The organism is Stutzerimonas azotifigens, from assembly GCF_013522725.1.
In the GTDB taxonomy this organism is placed as follows: domain Bacteria; phylum Pseudomonadota; class Gammaproteobacteria; order Pseudomonadales; family Pseudomonadaceae; genus Stutzerimonas; species Stutzerimonas azotifigens_A.
In genome coordinates, this window is record NZ_JAAMRF010000005.1 from 173,153 (window position 1) to 189,053 (window position 15,901).

The window sequence follows — 15,901 nt, forward strand, 5'->3', positions numbered from 1 at the left end:
GCGGCTTTGTCGCATCAGGGGATCGGCAACGCCTCGGCTCCGGGTCCCAGCGGTTGGCCGTAGCTGAACTCGACATAGTTGCCGGCCGGGTCGCGCAGTCCGCAGTAATAGCCGACCGGATACTCGTCTTCGCGCGGCTCCCAGATGAGGCAGCCTGCCGCCCGGGCGCGTGCTGCGATTTCGTCCACGGCTTCGCGACTACCCAGGGCGAAGCCGAAATGGCTGTAGTCGGTCTCGGCAAGCGCGCGTGCCTGTCCGCCCGGCATGATCACGAAGATGAACTCACGCTCCTTGCCGGGTTCCGCCATCCAGACGATGCGCGAACCCTTGCCTGGGCGCTGGTGGAATACGTGCATGCCGCAGAAGCGTTCATAGAATTCGATGCATGCCTCCAGGTCCGGAACATGGAGGGCCAAGTGGGTCAGGGCAGGGCGCATGCGATACTCCTGGAATGATCTCAGGCGAAGGCCTGGGTTATGCTTCGTGGTTCTAGAAGGAGACAACACCCCATGACCTATGACTTCGACCTGTTCGTGATCGGCGCCGGTTCAGGCGGCGTGCGGGCCGCACGTTTCGCCGCCAGCTACGGTGCGCGGGTTGCCATCGCCGAGAGCCGTTATCTGGGTGGGACCTGTGTGAACGTCGGTTGTGTGCCGAAAAAGCTGCTGGTGTACGGCGCTCACTATGCCGAAGACTTCGGACAGGCGCAGGGCTACGGCTGGACGCTGGACGGGGCGACCTTCGATTGGGCGACTCTGATCGCCAACAAGGACAAGGAAATCAAGCGTCTCAACGTCATCTACCAGAACCTGCTGGTCGACAGCGGCGTAACGTTGCTGCAGGCGCACGCCCGCATCTTCGACGCGCATAGCGTCGAAGTCGACGGCAAACGCTACACCGCGAAGCACATTCTCATCGCAACCGGTGGCTGGCCGTTCGTGCCGGAGATTCCGGGCCGCGAACATGCCATCTCATCCAATGAAGTGTTTTACCTGGAGCGCTTGCCGCGGCGGGTAATCGTCGTGGGCGGTGGCTATATCGCCGTCGAGTTCGCCTCCATTTTCAATGGTTGCGGCGCGCAAACCACTCAGCTTTATCGCGGTGAGCTGTTCATGCGCGGCTTCGACGGCTCGCTGCGCGATCATCTGAAGGACGAGATGATCAAGAAGGGCATTGACTTGCAGTTCAACGCCGATATCGCCCGCATCGATAAATTGCCCGATGGCAGCTTGCGCGCGACTCTGGAAGACGGCCGTACGATGGAAGCCGACTGCATCCTCTATGCAACCGGGCGAAGGCCCATGTTGGACGGCCTCGGGCTCGACGCCGTGACGGTCGAGCTCGACGATAAGGGCTACGTGAAGGTCGATGACCGCTACCAGACCTCCGAACCGTCGATTCTGGCGATAGGCGACGTCACTGGCGGCGTTCAGCTCACGCCGGTCGCATTGGCCGAAGGGATGGCCGTTGCGCGCCGCCTGTTCAAGCCCGAGGAATATCGCCCCGTGGACTACCGGTTGATCCCGACCGCCGTGTTCAGCCTGCCCAACCTCGCCACGGTCGGCCTGACCGAGGAGGAAGCGAGGAGGGAAGTCGGGCAGGTCAGAGTCTACGAAAGCCGGTTCAGGCCGATGAAGCTGACCATGACCGACAGCCTCGAGCGCAGCCTGATGAAGCTGGTGGTCTGCGCTAAAACTGATCGCGTGCTGGGTTGCCACATGGCCGGACCGGATGCTGGAGAAATCATGCAAGGGCTGGCGGTGGCGCTGAAGGCGGGTGCCACCAAGCAGCTGTTCGACGAAACCATAGGCATCCACCCGACGGCGGCCGAAGAGTTCGTCACCATGCGTACGCCCACCGGCATCTGACGCTGGCCTGGCTAGGGACGCCGCGCTCCGGGCGGCTTCCGACAAGCGCCGGCGCTCCTGTAGCCGGCGAAGCGCGGTTTCTCGAAGCGGTAATCGAGCCCGGGGTCGAATTGGATCAGCGTGGCCATTTCATGACCACCCTCGGTGATTATCGGTCGAGGGCTGAGTTCTCACAGACAGTTACATTCGGCCTCCGCCGCTGAATTGACCTTGCCACCGGGGTAAGCCTTAGCGTCGACGACCTACAACTTTGGATGAAGGTTTTGATGATGAAGATGTTCATGGTGGGTACCCTGGCATGCCTCATGTGCTCGGCTGCGCTGGCGAACGAGACGCCCCGCGCGCAAGACCATGCTCCGGGCAGCCACCCGACCGGCCCTGCCAACGAGGCTTACATGAAGTCGATGCAGACAATGCACGACGATATGCACGACGGCATCATGGCGAAGGATCCTGACGTGGCGTTCGCGTTCGGAATGCTCGCTCACCACGAAGGTGCTATCGAGATGGCGCGGATCCAGCTTCAGTACGGCAAGGATCCCGAGATGCGAGCGCTGGCCGAAGCGGTGATTGCGCTGCAAGAAAAGGAAATCGATCAGCTCCGCGCGTGGCTCAAGGCGCATCCCGCCAAATAGAACCTATCCTTGCGGCGAGCCGCCCACCGGCTCGCCATTCTTTTGCCCACCCCCACACTGGCTAGAACAGTAATTCGTATTCATACCCTCGAACGGACAGGCAACTGGCATCGAACCGGGTACGGGTTTCGGGCCGGGCGCGTTGCATCAGTGCTGGTGCGACGCCGGCGCCTGGTCGGTGATCGTCACCTCCAGCGTGATCTCACCGGCCTTTTCGAACTCCAGGGTGATCGGAAAGTGTTCACCGGCCACCAGTGGTTCGGTCACCCCGAACAGCATCACGTGGTTGCCGCCTGGCTTGAACTCCACGTGCCCGTCTGCCGGGATGTCTACCGCTTCGACCCGTTCCATGCGCATCACGTCGCCCTGATGCACATGGGTATGCAGCTCGGCCTTCTCCGCGCGCGGCGTATGGGCGCCGACCAGCCGGTCCGCTTCTGCGGCATGGCTGTGGAGCGTGAAATAGACCGCTCCGGTCGGAGGCGTCGGAGGCACCGCCCGCGACCAGACCTGCTCGATCTTCATGGTCTCGTGCCCGGGCTGACCGCTTCCGGCCGCCTCGTGCGCGTGATCATGGGCGTACGCCAGCTGGCAGGCAAGAGTCAGCGAGACCACTGCAAAGAGTCTTTTCAGCATGGAAATGGGCACCTTTCGACGAAAGTCCAAAACATTAGCACGTGAGGCCGGTAGGTACGCAGCAGGGAAGAGCTGCGCCGTCGGTCGGGCAGCGCTGCGCTTTCGCAAGTTCGTCATACAGCCGTCCTAGCTTGGAGATGGACCTGGTGAGCCAGCATGCAGTAGGCCGGCTGGTGTCTGGCGCGTTCCCCACTGCCGATGCGGTAAGGAAGCGCTACCCACAGCGAACTCGAAGAAGAAAGGAGAAAGGCATGTTCAAGATCAAACCCCTCGTGGCAGCCATCCTGACCGTGGTGTCGGTCCAGACTTATGCAGCGGGAAATACCTCGATCCAGGACCAGGACGGTATCGACAACCAGGCGAACGTACTGCAGACCGGCGGCGAAGAAAACATGGCCGAGCAGATTCAGGCCGGTACGCTGAATACCGCCGAAACCGAACAGACCGCCTCCGAGAATACCGACTCGGTGATTTCGCAGAACGGTGTATACAACTACGCGGAGTCGGTGCAGACCAACTCGCGTTGGAGCAGCGCCGCGCAGTATCAGGAGGGGGCAGAAAACACCTCGGTCGTCACCCAGGAAAACAGCGACGGCGATGTCGCTTTGATCGAGCAGGTCGGCGACCTGAACATGGCCAGTATCTTCCAGAGCAACAGCTCTGATTCCTCGGCGCGGATCATCCAGGAAGGCGACTACAACACCGCGCTGGTCGCCCAGGACGGCGAAGGCCATGACGCCTACAGCTCCACGACGGGCAGCGACAACCGTCTCTACACCCAGCAGAGCGGTATCGGCCAGCAGGCCGTCGTGTTCCAGGACGGCACAGCAAACCGTGTCACCACCTATCAGGACGGCACCGACAACCGCACCCTGACCGAGCAGACCGGTGAGTACAACGCAGCCTTCATCGACCAGAACGGTATCGGGCAGGTCGCCGAACTCGCCCAGAGCGGCGATACCAACGATGGTTACGTGACCCAGTCGGGCAACTTCAACGAGCTGTATTTCGACCAGTCGGGCAACGACAATCTGTTGCTGGCCGACCAGATCGGCAACGACAACCTGATCACCGGCCAGAGCAACGGCAGCTATAACACCGTAGACGTGATCCAGAACGGCGAGTTGAACACCGCAGCGGTCAATCAGCTCAGCGGCGCCGACAACCTTGCGACGGTTCTGCAGACCGGCAACGGCAACCTCGCCGATATCACTCAGGCAGGCACCGCCAACGAAGCGATCATCAACCAGAGCGGAATGAACAACAGCGCGTACATCAGTCAGTCCAACAGCGGCAACATGGCGACCGTGACTCAGCGTTAAGCCATCGCGTAAGAAGTGCCGGCAGGGATGCCGGCGAACAATCGAGCCGGGCTGTGACCGCCTATTACTCCAAACTCCGCTACCTTCTCGTCAGGCTGAGCTGCGCCTGCGCGCTTGGCTCCATCCCATCGTCGTATCGAGAAGCTCGGGCAGGCGGGGCTGATGCACTTTACGATTCATCGACGGTGAGCGCATAGGCTACACAGCCTGCGGCATGCCTCCGAGCAGCTTGTCCAGCGTTATCGGGTAATCGCGAACGCGTACGCCGGTGGCATTGTAGATTGCGTTGGCGACCGCGGCGCTGACGCCGCAGATACCCAACTCACCGACGCCCTTGGCCTTCATTGGTGACGACAGCGGATCGGTCTCGTCGAGAAAGACGACTTCTTGATGTGGGATGTCCGCGTGCACCGGCACCTCATAGGTAGCCAGGTCATGGTTGACGAAGAACCCATAGCGCGTGTCCACCGCCAGTTCCTCCATCAGCGCGGCGCCGGCACCCATGGTCATGGCGCCGATCACCTGACTGCGGGCGGTCTTGGGGTTGAGGATGCGCCCGGCGGCACAAACCGCGAGCATTCTGCGGATGCGCACCTCTGCCGTAGCCGAGTGGACCGCGACCTCGACGAAATGGGAAGCGAAAGTCGAGAGCTTGTAACGATCATCCAAGTCGCCGAACTCGATGGTGTCTTCTTCGACAATATCACCGTCGGCAGCGGCTTCACGCAGAGCGATGCGCCTGCCGCTTTGGTGAACTTCACCGTTTTCGAACACGGCCTGCTGGGCGTCGAAGCCCAATTTCTGCGCCACGCTTCGCCGTAATTTCACGCAGGCCGCATAGACGCCGGAAGTGGAGCTGTTCGCCCCCCATTGGCCACCCGAGCCGGTCGAGACCGGGAAGCTCGAGTCGCCGAGACGGACCTCCACCTGCTCCAGCGGCACGCCCATCATCTCGGCAGCAGTCTGGGCGATAATGGTGTAGCTGCCTGTGCCGATGTCGGTCATGTCGGTTTCGACCGTGACCATGCCGTTGCCGTCCAGCCGTACTCTCGCGGCCGACGTCGTCACCGGGCTGTCCCTGAACCCGCCGGCGACGCCTAGGCCGATCAGCCATACCCCTTCGCGCCGGGTAGCGGGCGTGGCGGCGCGCCGGTTCCAGCCGAAGCGCTGGGCGCCTTGGATGAGGCATTCATTCAACTGGCGTTGAGAATACGAGCGCTCCGGCTGCTCGGGAAGGACCTGGGTGTCGTTGATGATGCGAAATTCCACCGGGTCCATGCCGAGCTTTTCCGCCATCTCGTCCATGGCGACCTCCACGGTCATGGAACCTGGCATGTCGCTGGGCGCGCGCATAGCGTTGGCTTCGGGTAGATCGATGCTGGCCAGCCGCGTGGCGGACATACGGTTGGCTCCCGCGTACAGCGGCCGGGAATAGCGCACCCCGGACTCCGGACTGTCCCCGTTCAGGTCACCGGACCAGTTCTCATGGCCAATGGCGACGATCTTCCCGTCCCGGTCGGCACCGATGCGGATGCGCTGGATGGTGGCGGCGCGGTGAGTGGTGTTGTTGATCATCAATGCGCGGGGCAGGGCGGTCTTGACCGGCCGGCCGATGGCGCGTGCGGCGAGGGCGGTCAATAGCGCATCGGCTCGCAAGAACAGCTTGCCGCCGAAGCCGCCACCGATGTACGGCGAGATGAGACGGACGTTCTCGGCCGGTATGTTCAATGTTTTCGCCAGGTCCTGCTTGCCCCATTCGATCATCTGGTTGGAGGTCCAGAGGGTCAGGCGATTACCCTCCCAGGCCGCGATAGACGCATGTGGCTCCATCATGGCGTGAGACTGGTCAGGGGTTGTGTAGATGGCGTCGAGCTGTAATGGCGCGTCAGCAAAGGCGGAAGCGAAGTCGCCGACGGCGGTGTCTGCTTCACCGCCAGTAATCTTGCCGGGGTTTTTGGCAGTGTCTTTGGCGGCGGCCAAGTCGAAGCTGCCAGGGACGCGCTCGTAGGTGATGCGCACCAGCTCCGCTGCGGCGCGAGCCTGCTCGAAGCTTTCGGCAACCACCAGCGCCACCGCCTGGTGGTAATGCTCTATATCGGGCCCACCGAGCAGCGTCGCGTTATTGCGTTCGCCCTTGCCGAGCGGCCCTGCATTGTCCGCAGTGACGACAGTGAGCACACCCGGGGCACGCCGTGCGAGAGTCAGGTCGATGGAGGTGATGCGGCCTTTGGCGATTGCAGAACCGATCACATGACCATAGGCAACATTGGCGACCGGCTCGTGCCACTCGTAGGCGTAGGTCGCCGTGCCGGTAGTCTTGAGTGGACCGTCGATCCGATCGACGCCTTTGCCGACCACCTGTTGGCGATCGATCGGGTTCTCTCCCGCGGCTGTTTCGAATTTCATCGGTTAGCCCCTCGCTTGCGCCAGCACGGCGGCAAGCGTGCGCTGGACCAATGTGAGTTTGAATTCGTTGTGATGAGTGGGCCGGGCGTCGGCCAACAGCCTTTCGCTGACGGCGCGTGCACCGTCAGGCAGTTGTGCTTCGGCCGACTCCACTCGCCAGGGCTTGTGCGCAACGCCGCCCAGAGCGACCCGGCCGGTGCCGTCCGGCTGCACTATGGCGGCGACCGATACCAGCGCAAAGGCGTACGAGGCCCGGTCGCGAACCTTGTGATAGATGTGCGTTCCGCCGATCGGCTTTGGCAACGTCACCGCCGTGATGAGCTCGCCGGGCATGAGCGCGCTTTCGATGTGCGGAGTGTCGCCAGGCAGGCGATGGAAGTCGGCGATGGGAATGCGGCGAGTTTCACCATCGGGCCGTACCGTTTCCACGGTCGCATCGAGCGCCCTCATGGCCACCGCCATGTCGCTAGGATGAGTGGCGATGCAGGCATCGCTGACACCGACCACCGCGAGCTGGCGGCTGAAGCCTTCCAGCGCGCCGCAGCCACTGCCAGGCATGCGCTTGTTGCACGGCTGGTTGGTGTCATAGAAGTAAGGGCAGCGGGTCCGCTGAAGCAGATTGCCGGCGGTGCTCGCCTTGTTGCGTAGCTGCCCGGACGCACCCGCGAGTAGGGCGCGGGACAGCACGCCATAGTCTTGCCGAACCCTGGCGTCGGCGGCCAGATCGGTATTGCTGACCAGCGCGCCGATGCGCAAGCCACCGTCCGGTGTCGCCTCGATCTTGTCCAGCTTCAAGCCGTTCACATCGATCAGGTGCATTGGCGTTTCGATCTCGAGCTTCATCAGGTCGAGCAGGTTGGTGCCGCCCGCGATGAATCTCGCGCCCGGCGACCGGGCTGCGCTTGCCGCGGCTTCGACCGGAGTTTCAGCGCGCTCGTAGGTGAAGGATTTCATGCACGTTCCCCAGCCACCTCGGTGATGGCCTCGATGATGTTGGAGTAGGCGCCGCAGCGGCAGATATTGCCGCTCATGCGTTCGCGCAACTCGTTGCTGGTCAGCTGGGGTGGGGCGGTGATGTCACCACTGACGTGGCTGGGAATGCCACGCTTGATCTCGTCGAGCACCGACACCGCCGAGCAGATCTGTCCTGGCGTGCAATAGCCGCACTGGTAGCCGTCGTGCTTGACGAATGCGGCCTGCAGCGGGTGAAGGCTTTCTGTTGTGCCTAGCCCCTCGATGGTCGTGATTTCGGCGTCCTGATGCATGATGGCGAGCGTCAGGCAACTATTGATCCGCTGACCGTCGACGATCATGGTGCAAGCGCCGCATTGGCCTTGGTCACAACCTTTCTTGCTACCGGTTAGGTGAAGGTGCTCGCGCATCGCGTCGAGCAGTGAAGTGCGGTTATCCAATTCGAGTTCCCGACGCCGACCGTTGACCACGAACGCAACGGTGGACGTTACGGTCCGGCGTACGGGGGATTCGTCTGCACCCTTGTCATGGGGCGCAGCCAACGTCGAGACAGGCGCCGAACCCAGCACCACGAGGCCGCCGCCCAGGGCAAGTACCTGTCGGCGCGAGAGGCCATTGTCGTCAGAATCACTCATCGTTAGCTCTCCGGCTGAAGCGGTAGTTGATGAGGGCGTCTCGCGGCAGCGGCGCAGGGCCGCTGCGTGAGCGGCGGCTATTGCAACGTGCGCACCTCGGATAACGGGCAGTCATGGAATACCGCGTCACCAAACGCTACGTCCGGTGCGGGATATGCCTGTGACAACAGAATCTACGCCGCTGCAGCAAGGGAGTGACGTTCGGTACCGAGGCGGCCGCACATTCAGCCAGGTCGGGGGTCGCTTTGCGCTCAGCTGGCAGTGGGTGAACGTCTGGCACACTGCACAGGGATGATGTTTATAACCAGCCTGGAGAGGGTGGATGGAGAGAAAAAAGGGCGGCTAGCTCGGTCGGTGTCTGGTTCGCCTTGGGGAACCCAATACATGATTTAACATAATATACATTATGCGAAGTCACATGCATCGTTGATGGACTAGCCGATGGGCTGCCGCTTCGCCGGATTCGATCACTGCTGAATGCCGGTAACGATCAGCCTGCTCCCTAAGCGCTTCAATCCCAGCGTTAGGTCGTTTCAGGCGCTCGGCTGCATCGCTTTAATGTAAGAGCAATCCCTTCTCGCAAATCGCTCTCCGAAAACGGCTTACGTAGAATCTGGCCCCCATCGAACTCGCTCGGTATTCCGCTAGCGCCGTAACCGGTACTGAAGAGAAACGGAATATTGCGGTCGCGAAGAATTTCGGCGACAGGGAAAACGAGCTGGCCGGCCAGGTTCACGTCCAGCATCGCCAGATCGATCTCCACTGTCCTCGCCATATCGCATGCTGCAGCGAGACGCGCGACCGAAGCCACGACATCGCATCCGAGCTCCTCCAGCATGTCCTCTATCATCATGGCGATCGCGCCCTCGTCCTCTACGACGAGCACTCTAATCCCTGCGAACTCGGTCACGGCCTATCTGCTCCGATGAGGATCGAGAAGCGGCAGACGACTCCCTCAGGGGCAAAGGTGATATCGAGTTTTCCGCCCAGGTCGCGCTCGATGCATCGCTCTATCAAACGAAAACCAAGGCCTCGTGTTTCGGGCCGATACACCGACGGACCTCCTTGCTCGCGCCATTCCAAAGTGAGCAATGCGCCAGTCGATTCTGGTTGCACGCTCCAGGTAACGGACACAGCACCCCTCTCGGCTGACATCGCCCCGTATTTCAGCGCATTGATGGCAAGCTCATTGAGCGTCATCGTGAGATTGAGCGCTACTCTCGAACTGACTTCGATATAAGCGCCATCGATTACGAGACGGCTGGGCTCATGCCCCACTACCGGGGTGAGCACCTCTCGTGCAAGGGAATCCAAAGGTGTGTTCCCCCAATGCCGCTTCGTTAGCAGGTCGTGCGCCCGAGACAATGCGAGTAGCCTTGCTTCGAAGCGCTTATGCCCTTCTTTTGCGCACCCTGCATTTCGAGCCGTTTGGCTAGCCAGGGATTGAACGGTGGCAAGCGTGTTCTTGACCCGATGGTTGAGTTCGTCGATCAGTATCTTCTGTCGATTTTCCGCCTGCTTTCGTTCGGTTATGTCTACAAGCATGTTGATCGCGCCAATCAACTTCCCATCAGCGTCATGCAAGGGTGTCGGATAAGGAATAAATGGCACGCGAGTGCCGTCGGGTCGCTCTGCAATAGCTTCGACCCCCCGTATTGGGCGGTCTTCCTTCAATGCAATCGCCATCGGGCATTGATCATGTGCAAGTGGAGTTTCGTCGACGTTATATAGCCGCCAGGAGACGCACCACATGTCCCCTAACTGAGGCGTTCGACCAGAGAGTTCGACAGCGGCGTGATTGAAGAATGTAATGCGGCCGTCTGCATCGGTTGTATAAACAGCAGCTGGCAATGCCTCGAGAAGATCCCGCAAGTGCCGTTCACTTTCTCGGATTTTGGTTTCCATTTGCTGTGCGATCGTGACGTCCTGAATTACTCGCACTCCATAGCGAAACATGCCGGAAGCCGACCGTACCGACGAACTATTGATATCAAGATAAACGACTTCTCCATCAGCGTTGAACGCGCGCTTTCGAAGCACATAGTTATCAACCTCACCGGCAACTTGACGTGCGTACAAAGTGGCATCCGCCTCGATGTCGTCGGGGTGCGTGTAGTCTGAAAACGTCATCGCCAATAGCTGTTCGCGGGTTCTACCGAGAATGTTGCAAATGGCGTCGTTCACACGGAGCAGCTGTCCATCTGCGTCGGTCTCGGCAATTCCTACCGTGGCCGCCTCGTAGGTTGCCGAGAGTCTGTCTTCGCTTTCTCGGCGGGCTGTCTCCGCCGTGTGGACGTCGGTCACGTCGATTGTGAAACAGCGAGTATTGAAGAGCTTGCCGTCTTCGAACCGGCCGTTGGAGGTAATGACTACATGCTTGATAGCGCCGTCCTTGGCACGTAGTCGCGCCGGATATTCTTGCAAACTGTTGCCGCTGGACAGCTTGTAAAGAATATCGTTGATGACGGGCGCATCCACATGAAATTCCGCGATATGGCGCCCGATATACTCGTCAGGGGCATATCCCAAAAGAGCCAATTCAGTTTTGTTGGCGCGAAGAATGAGCCCCTCGGCACTGACAATATGAAGACCCACTGCGCTGTTTTCGAAAAAGTCTTCCAGGTCAGCAGTTTTTCGCCGGAACTCCTGTGCCACAGCGTGATACGACGAGACGTCATGAAAGCAGGTTATCGCCCCCTGCGTGACTCCCCGTCCGTCCTTTAAAATCCGGGTATTAACAAGGGCTACGAACTGGGTGCCATCCATACGTTGCATGATCATCTCGGCATTACTTTGCGAGACGCACGTACTGAGGGTCACGGCTGTCGGGTAGTCCTTGAAGCCAAGCGGCGTACCGTCCGTTGAAAGAAGCCGATGCGAGCCGCAAAAGCGATCACCGTCCTTTCCGATTACCGGCGCCCTTCCCCATAGCCGCGTGGCTTCGGCGTTGTAGCTGACTATCCAGCCTTCGCAATCGCAGATGTATACAGCGGCAGGAATTGCATCAAGCGCGCGTGAATTCGAAGAAACCAAGCTGTCATATTCGCTCAGCGGCTCTTGGAGATCTTGTATCTTTGACATTAGTTATCCTTTATCGCCCCTGGCTAAACGACATACCTGTTAGGTTGCTGAAGGAAAACATTTTCGAGATCTTCCAAGGCCTCAATGCTCGCGCCCGCTTTGACATTAGGTATTTCATCGACTCTCGTGATGCCAGGCGACTGGCCGTGCAGACCTGAAGTTAGACCGCATCGTAGCGCTATGCACCGCTCGGGTTACCGTTACGGCTGCATTATGGCTGTGTTTGGTGGGTTCTGCGCAGGGAAGCACGTACGGCATCGGTTGTCGACAATAAGTTGACGTGCCTCGATTTTATCGGCCGCACGGCTGTTCTGGAACCAGCCGGGGCGCTTATTCCTGTTGCTTATGGCCCAAGGCAGCCTCGAGGCGATGCATCGCTTGCGGGCGCCTCGCCATGCCCTTTGCATTCCAACGGCGGGGCGACCGTTATATAGTTTTATATACAGCGGTGCCTGGCACCCTTACTCTCCCTTCGAGATTCTCATGACCGCAGCCAAGCCCTCCGAAAACGCGCTCAAGATTGATGGCCACCTCTGGTTCAACCGCAACGACAAGGCCTATCTGGGTGGTAAGCGAGTCGAGCTGCTGGAGCAGATCGAGCGAACCGGCTCCATCAGCCAGGCAGCCAAGGCTGTCCAGCTTAGCTACAAAGGCGCCTGGGATGCTGTCGAAGCGATGAACAACCTCTCGGAGCGTCCGCTGGTTGTCCGTGAAGCAGGTGGTTCCGGAGGTGGCGGAACACGCCTGACCGACTTCGGTAGGCAGATGATCCATACCTGGCGGCGCATGCAGAGCGAGTATGAACGTTTTCTGGCCCAGCTGGCGGCAGGCGCCGAGCGCCACGAAGAAGCCGGCAACCTCCTAAGGGCCATTGCGATGAAAACCAGTGCGCGTAACCAGTTCAGGGGGCGAGTCACCGAAATCCGGCCGGGATCGGTGAATGGCAGCGTCACGCTGGATTTGGGCGGCGGGCTGGCGCTGGTGGCCAACATCACACGCGACAGCATAGAGGCGTTGCAGCTGGCCCCAGAAGTGCCTGCTATCGCCCTTATCAAATCGAGCTTCGTGCTGCTCTCGCCGGACCCCGACGTGCGCATCAGCACTCAGAATCGCCTGCACGGTGTGGTGCTTTCCATTACCCAGGGCGCCATCAACAGCGAAGTGAAACTGCAACTGACCGAGCACCGCACACTGGTCGCGGTGGTCACCAATCACAGCGTGGACGAGCTGGGCATCCAGGTCGGCCACCCCTGTACCGCCCTGATAAAGGCCTCCCACATCATCATTGCCGTCGACTGAGCGAGAACCCTATGCGCGCCCTCTTCTCCCGCCTTTCTGCCCTTGCCTTCTGCATTCTGTTTCCGGCCCTTGCCATTGCCGATGAAGTGCAGGTCGCCGTGGCCGCGAATTTCACCGCGCCGATGCGCGAGCTGGCCGAGGCGTTCGAGGCCTCGACAGGGCATCGGGCACGGCTCGCCTACGGCTCGACAGGCAAGTTCTACGCACAGATAAGCAATGGCGCGCCATTCGAGGTGCTGTTCAGTGCCGATAGCGCTACGCCGACGCGCCTGGCCAAGGAAGGCAAGGCCTTGGGCGATAGCCAGTTCACCTACGCGCTCGGGCAGTTGGTGCTCTGGTCGGCGCGTGAGGGCTATGCAACCGATGGCGAGGCGCTGCTCGAGCGCGGTGACTTCCGCCATCTGGCCATTGCCACCCCGACGGCAGCGCCTTATGGCGCCGCTGCACTGGAAGTGATCCGCGGGATGGGGCTGGAAGCCGACCTCAAAGGCAAACTTGTCCAGGGTGAAAACATCACCCAGGCGTTCCAGTTCGTTGCCACGGGCAATGCCGAGGTCGGTTTCGTCGCACTGTCGCAGGTGTATCTGGATGGCGAGATAAGCCGCGGTTCGGCCTGGACCGTGCCAGCCGAGCGCTATTCGCCGATTCGCCAGGACGCCGTGGTGCTCGAGCGAGGCCGTGATAATCCGGCTGCTCACGCGTTGCTCGATTTCATGCATACCGAACAGGCCAGAGCGGTGATGGCCCGTTATGGGTATGGCGTCGAACCATGAGTCCAGAAGACTGGGGTGCGATCTGGCTCACGCTCAAGTTGGCGACACTGGTCACCATATTGTTGTTGCTATTTGGCACCCCACTGGCCTGGTGGCTGGCGCGTACCCGTTCCCGGCTCAAGGGGGCGGTTTCCGCGCTGGTCGCGATGCCGCTGATCCTGCCGCCGACGGTCATGGGCTTTTACCTGCTCCTGTTGATGGGGCCGCAAGGGCCTGTCGGACGCCTGACCGAAGCGACGGGCATCGGCCTGCTGCCCTTTACCTTCGCGGGCCTGGTCATCGCGTCGATGGTCTACTCGCTGCCGTTCGTTGTGCAGCCGTTGCACAACGCTTTCGCTGCCATCGGGCCTCGCCCGCTGGAGGTCGCCGCAACGCTACGCGCCTCGCCGTGGGACAGCTTTCGGCACGTCGTACTGCCCTTGGCACGTCCGGGCTTCATCAGCGCGGCGGTGATGGGGTTCGCCCATACCGTGGGCGAGTTCGGCGTGGTGCTGATGATCGGCGGCAACATTCCGGACCGCACCCGTGTCGTCTCGGTACAGATCTATGACCATGTCGAGGCGATGCAGTACAGCAATGCCCACATACTGTCGGCATGCCTGGTGGTATTCAGCTTTGTGGTGCTGCTGATACTGGGGCGCTTGCGGAGGGAGGCCGTTCATGTCTGACGTGGGAATCGATGCGCACCTGCAGGTACAGCGGGACGACTTTCGTCTCGACGCCCGGTTGCAGCTGCCCTCCACCGGGATCAGCGTGCTGTTCGGCCGTTCCGGCTGTGGCAAGACGACCTTGCTGCGCGCCATCGCCGGGCTCGATCGGGCCCAGGGCCAGCTCAGTTTTTGCGGCGAGCGCTGGCTCGACGGCACTTATTGCCTGCCCACCCACCGCCGGCCGCTCGGCTATGTGTTTCAGGAAGCCAGCCTGTTCGATCATCTGGACGTTCGCGACAACCTGACCTTTGGCTACCGGCGCGTGACGAGGGCCGAGCGCCACATTGACCTCGACGAGGCGACTGCTCTCCTCGGCCTGGAGCCGCTGCTGGCTCGGCGAGCCAACCAGCTGTCCGGAGGGCAACGCCAGCGGGTCGCCATCGCCCGAGCGCTATTGACCAGCCCCAGGTTGCTATTGATGGACGAGCCGCTCGCCAGCCTGGATCTGGACAGCAAGGCGGAGATCCTGCCGTACCTGGAGCGCTTGCATACCGAACTCTCGATACCGGTGGTGTACGTCACCCATTCGCCCGATGAGGTCACCCGGCTTGCCGATCACCTGGTCTTGCTCGACGCCGGTCAGGTGCGTGCCTGCGGGTCGTTGAACGAACTGCTGACCGACCCTGGGCTTCCGCTCGCCCAGCTGGACGAAGCGGCCGCCGTGATTACCGCGACCCTCGCCGAACATGATGCTCATTACCACCTGAGCACGCTGAACGTGCCGGGCGGTACGCTCACCGTCGCGCTGTCGGGCTTGCCCCTCGGCACCCGGACCCGCCTGCGCATACTGGCCCGGGACGTAAGCCTCGCTCTGGCGCCACCGCATCGGAGCAGCATCCTCAACAGCCTGCCGGCGCGAATCCAGGACCTGACGCCCGACCGCGACCCAGGCCGCCTGCTGGTGCGGCTGGATCTGGGCAGTACGTCGATCCTCGCGCGCATTACCCGCCGGTCCGCCGACCAGTTAGAGTTGAGGCCCGGCCTCGACGTGTATGCGCAGATCAAATCCGCCGCGCTGGTTCGTTGAGCCGCATCTGCAGCCATTGGAAGTCGCCATGAACATTCGCCCGTACCAACCGGCCGACGAAGACGCGGTCGTGCAGCTCTGGGAGGACTGCGGCCTGACGCGCCCCTGGAACGGTCCGCACAAGGACATCGCCCGCAAGCTGACCCAGCAGCCAGAGCTGTTCCTGGTCGGCGAGTGCGCCGGCGAGCTGATGGCCAGCGCCATGGCCGGATACGACGGACATCGGGGTTCGGTCCATTACCTCGCCGTCGCGCCGGCTTACCAGGCGCAAGGCCGCGGTCGGCAGATGCTCGAGGCCGTCGAGCAGCGCCTGCTCGCCCTGGGCTGCCCCAAGCTCAACCTGCTGGTGCGCACGTCCAACGAGCGAACGCTGGCGTTCTACCGTTCGCTTGGCTATGGAGCCGATGATGTGTTCAGCCTCGGTAAGCGGCTTATCGAGGACCAGCCGGGCTGATCGCGGCGCGATAGCCCGCCGCGCTGGATTGTGATGCTCGACCCGCTGGTTTAGGGTTGAAGCCCAGCTCTTGCGCCCCGCCC

15 protein-coding genes are annotated in these 15,901 nt (G+C 61.4%); 8 read left to right on the top strand and 7 right to left on the bottom strand.

The annotated features are described in order from the left end of the window. Positions 1 to 14: 14 nt before the first annotated feature. Positions 15 to 437 carry a VOC family protein gene (locus G7026_RS11605; RefSeq protein ID WP_181070908.1) on the bottom strand — a complete coding sequence of 141 codons (423 nt, stop codon included), beginning with the start codon at positions 435 to 437 and terminating at the stop codon, positions 15 to 17. Between the two features lie 72 nt (positions 438 to 509). On the opposite strand from G7026_RS11605, the gene gorA reads away from it, so the two are divergent. Together gorA and copM are read left to right on the top strand one after the other, a co-directional pair. Continuing rightward, complete coding sequence (gene gorA, locus G7026_RS11610; protein ID WP_181070910.1) at positions 510 to 1,868, top strand: glutathione-disulfide reductase; 1,359 nt, start codon at positions 510 to 512, stop codon at positions 1,866 to 1,868. A 266-nt stretch (positions 1,869 to 2,134) separates the two neighbouring features. Continuing rightward, positions 2,135 to 2,503 (top strand): CopM family metallochaperone, encoded by a 369-nt coding sequence (copM, locus tag G7026_RS11615; protein ID WP_181070912.1) that lies wholly within the window; start codon positions 2,135 to 2,137, stop codon positions 2,501 to 2,503. Between the two features lie 147 nt (positions 2,504 to 2,650). On the opposite strand, the gene G7026_RS11620 is transcribed toward copM, so the two are convergent. Next, entirely contained in the window at positions 2,651 to 3,139 is a 489-nt protein-coding gene (locus G7026_RS11620) for a copper chaperone PCu(A)C (protein WP_181070914.1), read from the bottom strand. A gap of 251 nt (positions 3,140 to 3,390) precedes the next feature. On the opposite strand from G7026_RS11620, the gene G7026_RS11625 reads away from it, so the two are divergent. Next, positions 3,391 to 4,461, top strand: coding sequence for a hypothetical protein (locus tag G7026_RS11625; protein ID WP_181070915.1), 1,071 nt, complete (start codon positions 3,391 to 3,393; stop codon positions 4,459 to 4,461). Between the two features lie 198 nt (positions 4,462 to 4,659). Here the strand turns inward: G7026_RS11625 and paoC are convergent, their stop codons facing one another. From paoC to G7026_RS11650, 5 genes are all read right to left on the bottom strand, one after another. Beyond that, positions 4,660 to 6,867, bottom strand: coding sequence for an aldehyde oxidoreductase molybdenum-binding subunit PaoC (gene paoC / locus G7026_RS11630; RefSeq protein WP_181070917.1), 2,208 nt, complete (start codon positions 6,865 to 6,867; stop codon positions 4,660 to 4,662). 3 nt (positions 6,868 to 6,870) lie between these two features. Beyond that, positions 6,871 to 7,821, bottom strand: a complete 951-nt coding sequence (locus G7026_RS11635; RefSeq protein WP_181070919.1) for an FAD binding domain-containing protein — start codon at positions 7,819 to 7,821, stop codon at positions 6,871 to 6,873. Then, positions 7,818 to 8,474, bottom strand: a complete 657-nt coding sequence (gene paoA / locus G7026_RS11640) for an aldehyde dehydrogenase iron-sulfur subunit PaoA (RefSeq protein WP_181070921.1) — start codon at positions 8,472 to 8,474, stop codon at positions 7,818 to 7,820. The genes G7026_RS11635 and paoA overlap by 4 nt, the downstream gene beginning before the upstream one ends. Positions 8,475 to 8,997: 523 nt before the next feature. Further along, a complete protein-coding gene (locus G7026_RS11645) occupies positions 8,998 to 9,384 on the bottom strand; it encodes a response regulator (protein WP_181070923.1) in 387 nt (128 codons plus the stop codon). After that, positions 9,381 to 11,555, bottom strand: coding sequence for a PAS domain-containing sensor histidine kinase (locus G7026_RS11650; protein ID WP_181070925.1), 2,175 nt, complete (start codon positions 11,553 to 11,555; stop codon positions 9,381 to 9,383). The genes G7026_RS11645 and G7026_RS11650 overlap by 4 nt, the downstream gene beginning before the upstream one ends. Positions 11,556 to 12,038: 483 nt before the next feature. Here G7026_RS11650 and G7026_RS11655 point away from each other — a divergent pair, with 483 nt between their 5' ends. The 5 genes from G7026_RS11655 to G7026_RS11675 are packed head-to-tail and all read left to right on the top strand — an operon-like array spanning position 12,039 to position 15,818. Further along, positions 12,039 to 12,854 carry a TOBE domain-containing protein gene (locus tag G7026_RS11655; RefSeq protein WP_181070927.1) on the top strand — a complete coding sequence of 272 codons (816 nt, stop codon included), beginning with the start codon at positions 12,039 to 12,041 and terminating at the stop codon, positions 12,852 to 12,854. Between the two features lie 11 nt (positions 12,855 to 12,865). Continuing rightward, positions 12,866 to 13,627, top strand: a complete 762-nt coding sequence (modA, locus tag G7026_RS11660) for a molybdate ABC transporter substrate-binding protein (RefSeq protein WP_181070930.1) — start codon at positions 12,866 to 12,868, stop codon at positions 13,625 to 13,627. Next, complete coding sequence (gene modB / locus G7026_RS11665) at positions 13,624 to 14,295, top strand: molybdate ABC transporter permease subunit (RefSeq protein WP_181070932.1); 672 nt, start codon at positions 13,624 to 13,626, stop codon at positions 14,293 to 14,295. Before modA ends, modB begins: the two co-directional genes overlap by 4 nt. After that, positions 14,288 to 15,364, top strand: a complete 1,077-nt coding sequence (modC, locus tag G7026_RS11670) for a molybdenum ABC transporter ATP-binding protein (protein WP_181070934.1) — start codon at positions 14,288 to 14,290, stop codon at positions 15,362 to 15,364. Before modB ends, modC begins: the two co-directional genes overlap by 8 nt. Before the next feature lie 28 nt (positions 15,365 to 15,392). After that, positions 15,393 to 15,818, top strand: coding sequence for a GNAT family acetyltransferase (locus G7026_RS11675; protein ID WP_181070936.1), 426 nt, complete (start codon positions 15,393 to 15,395; stop codon positions 15,816 to 15,818). The last annotated feature ends 83 nt before the right edge of the window (positions 15,819 to 15,901 follow it).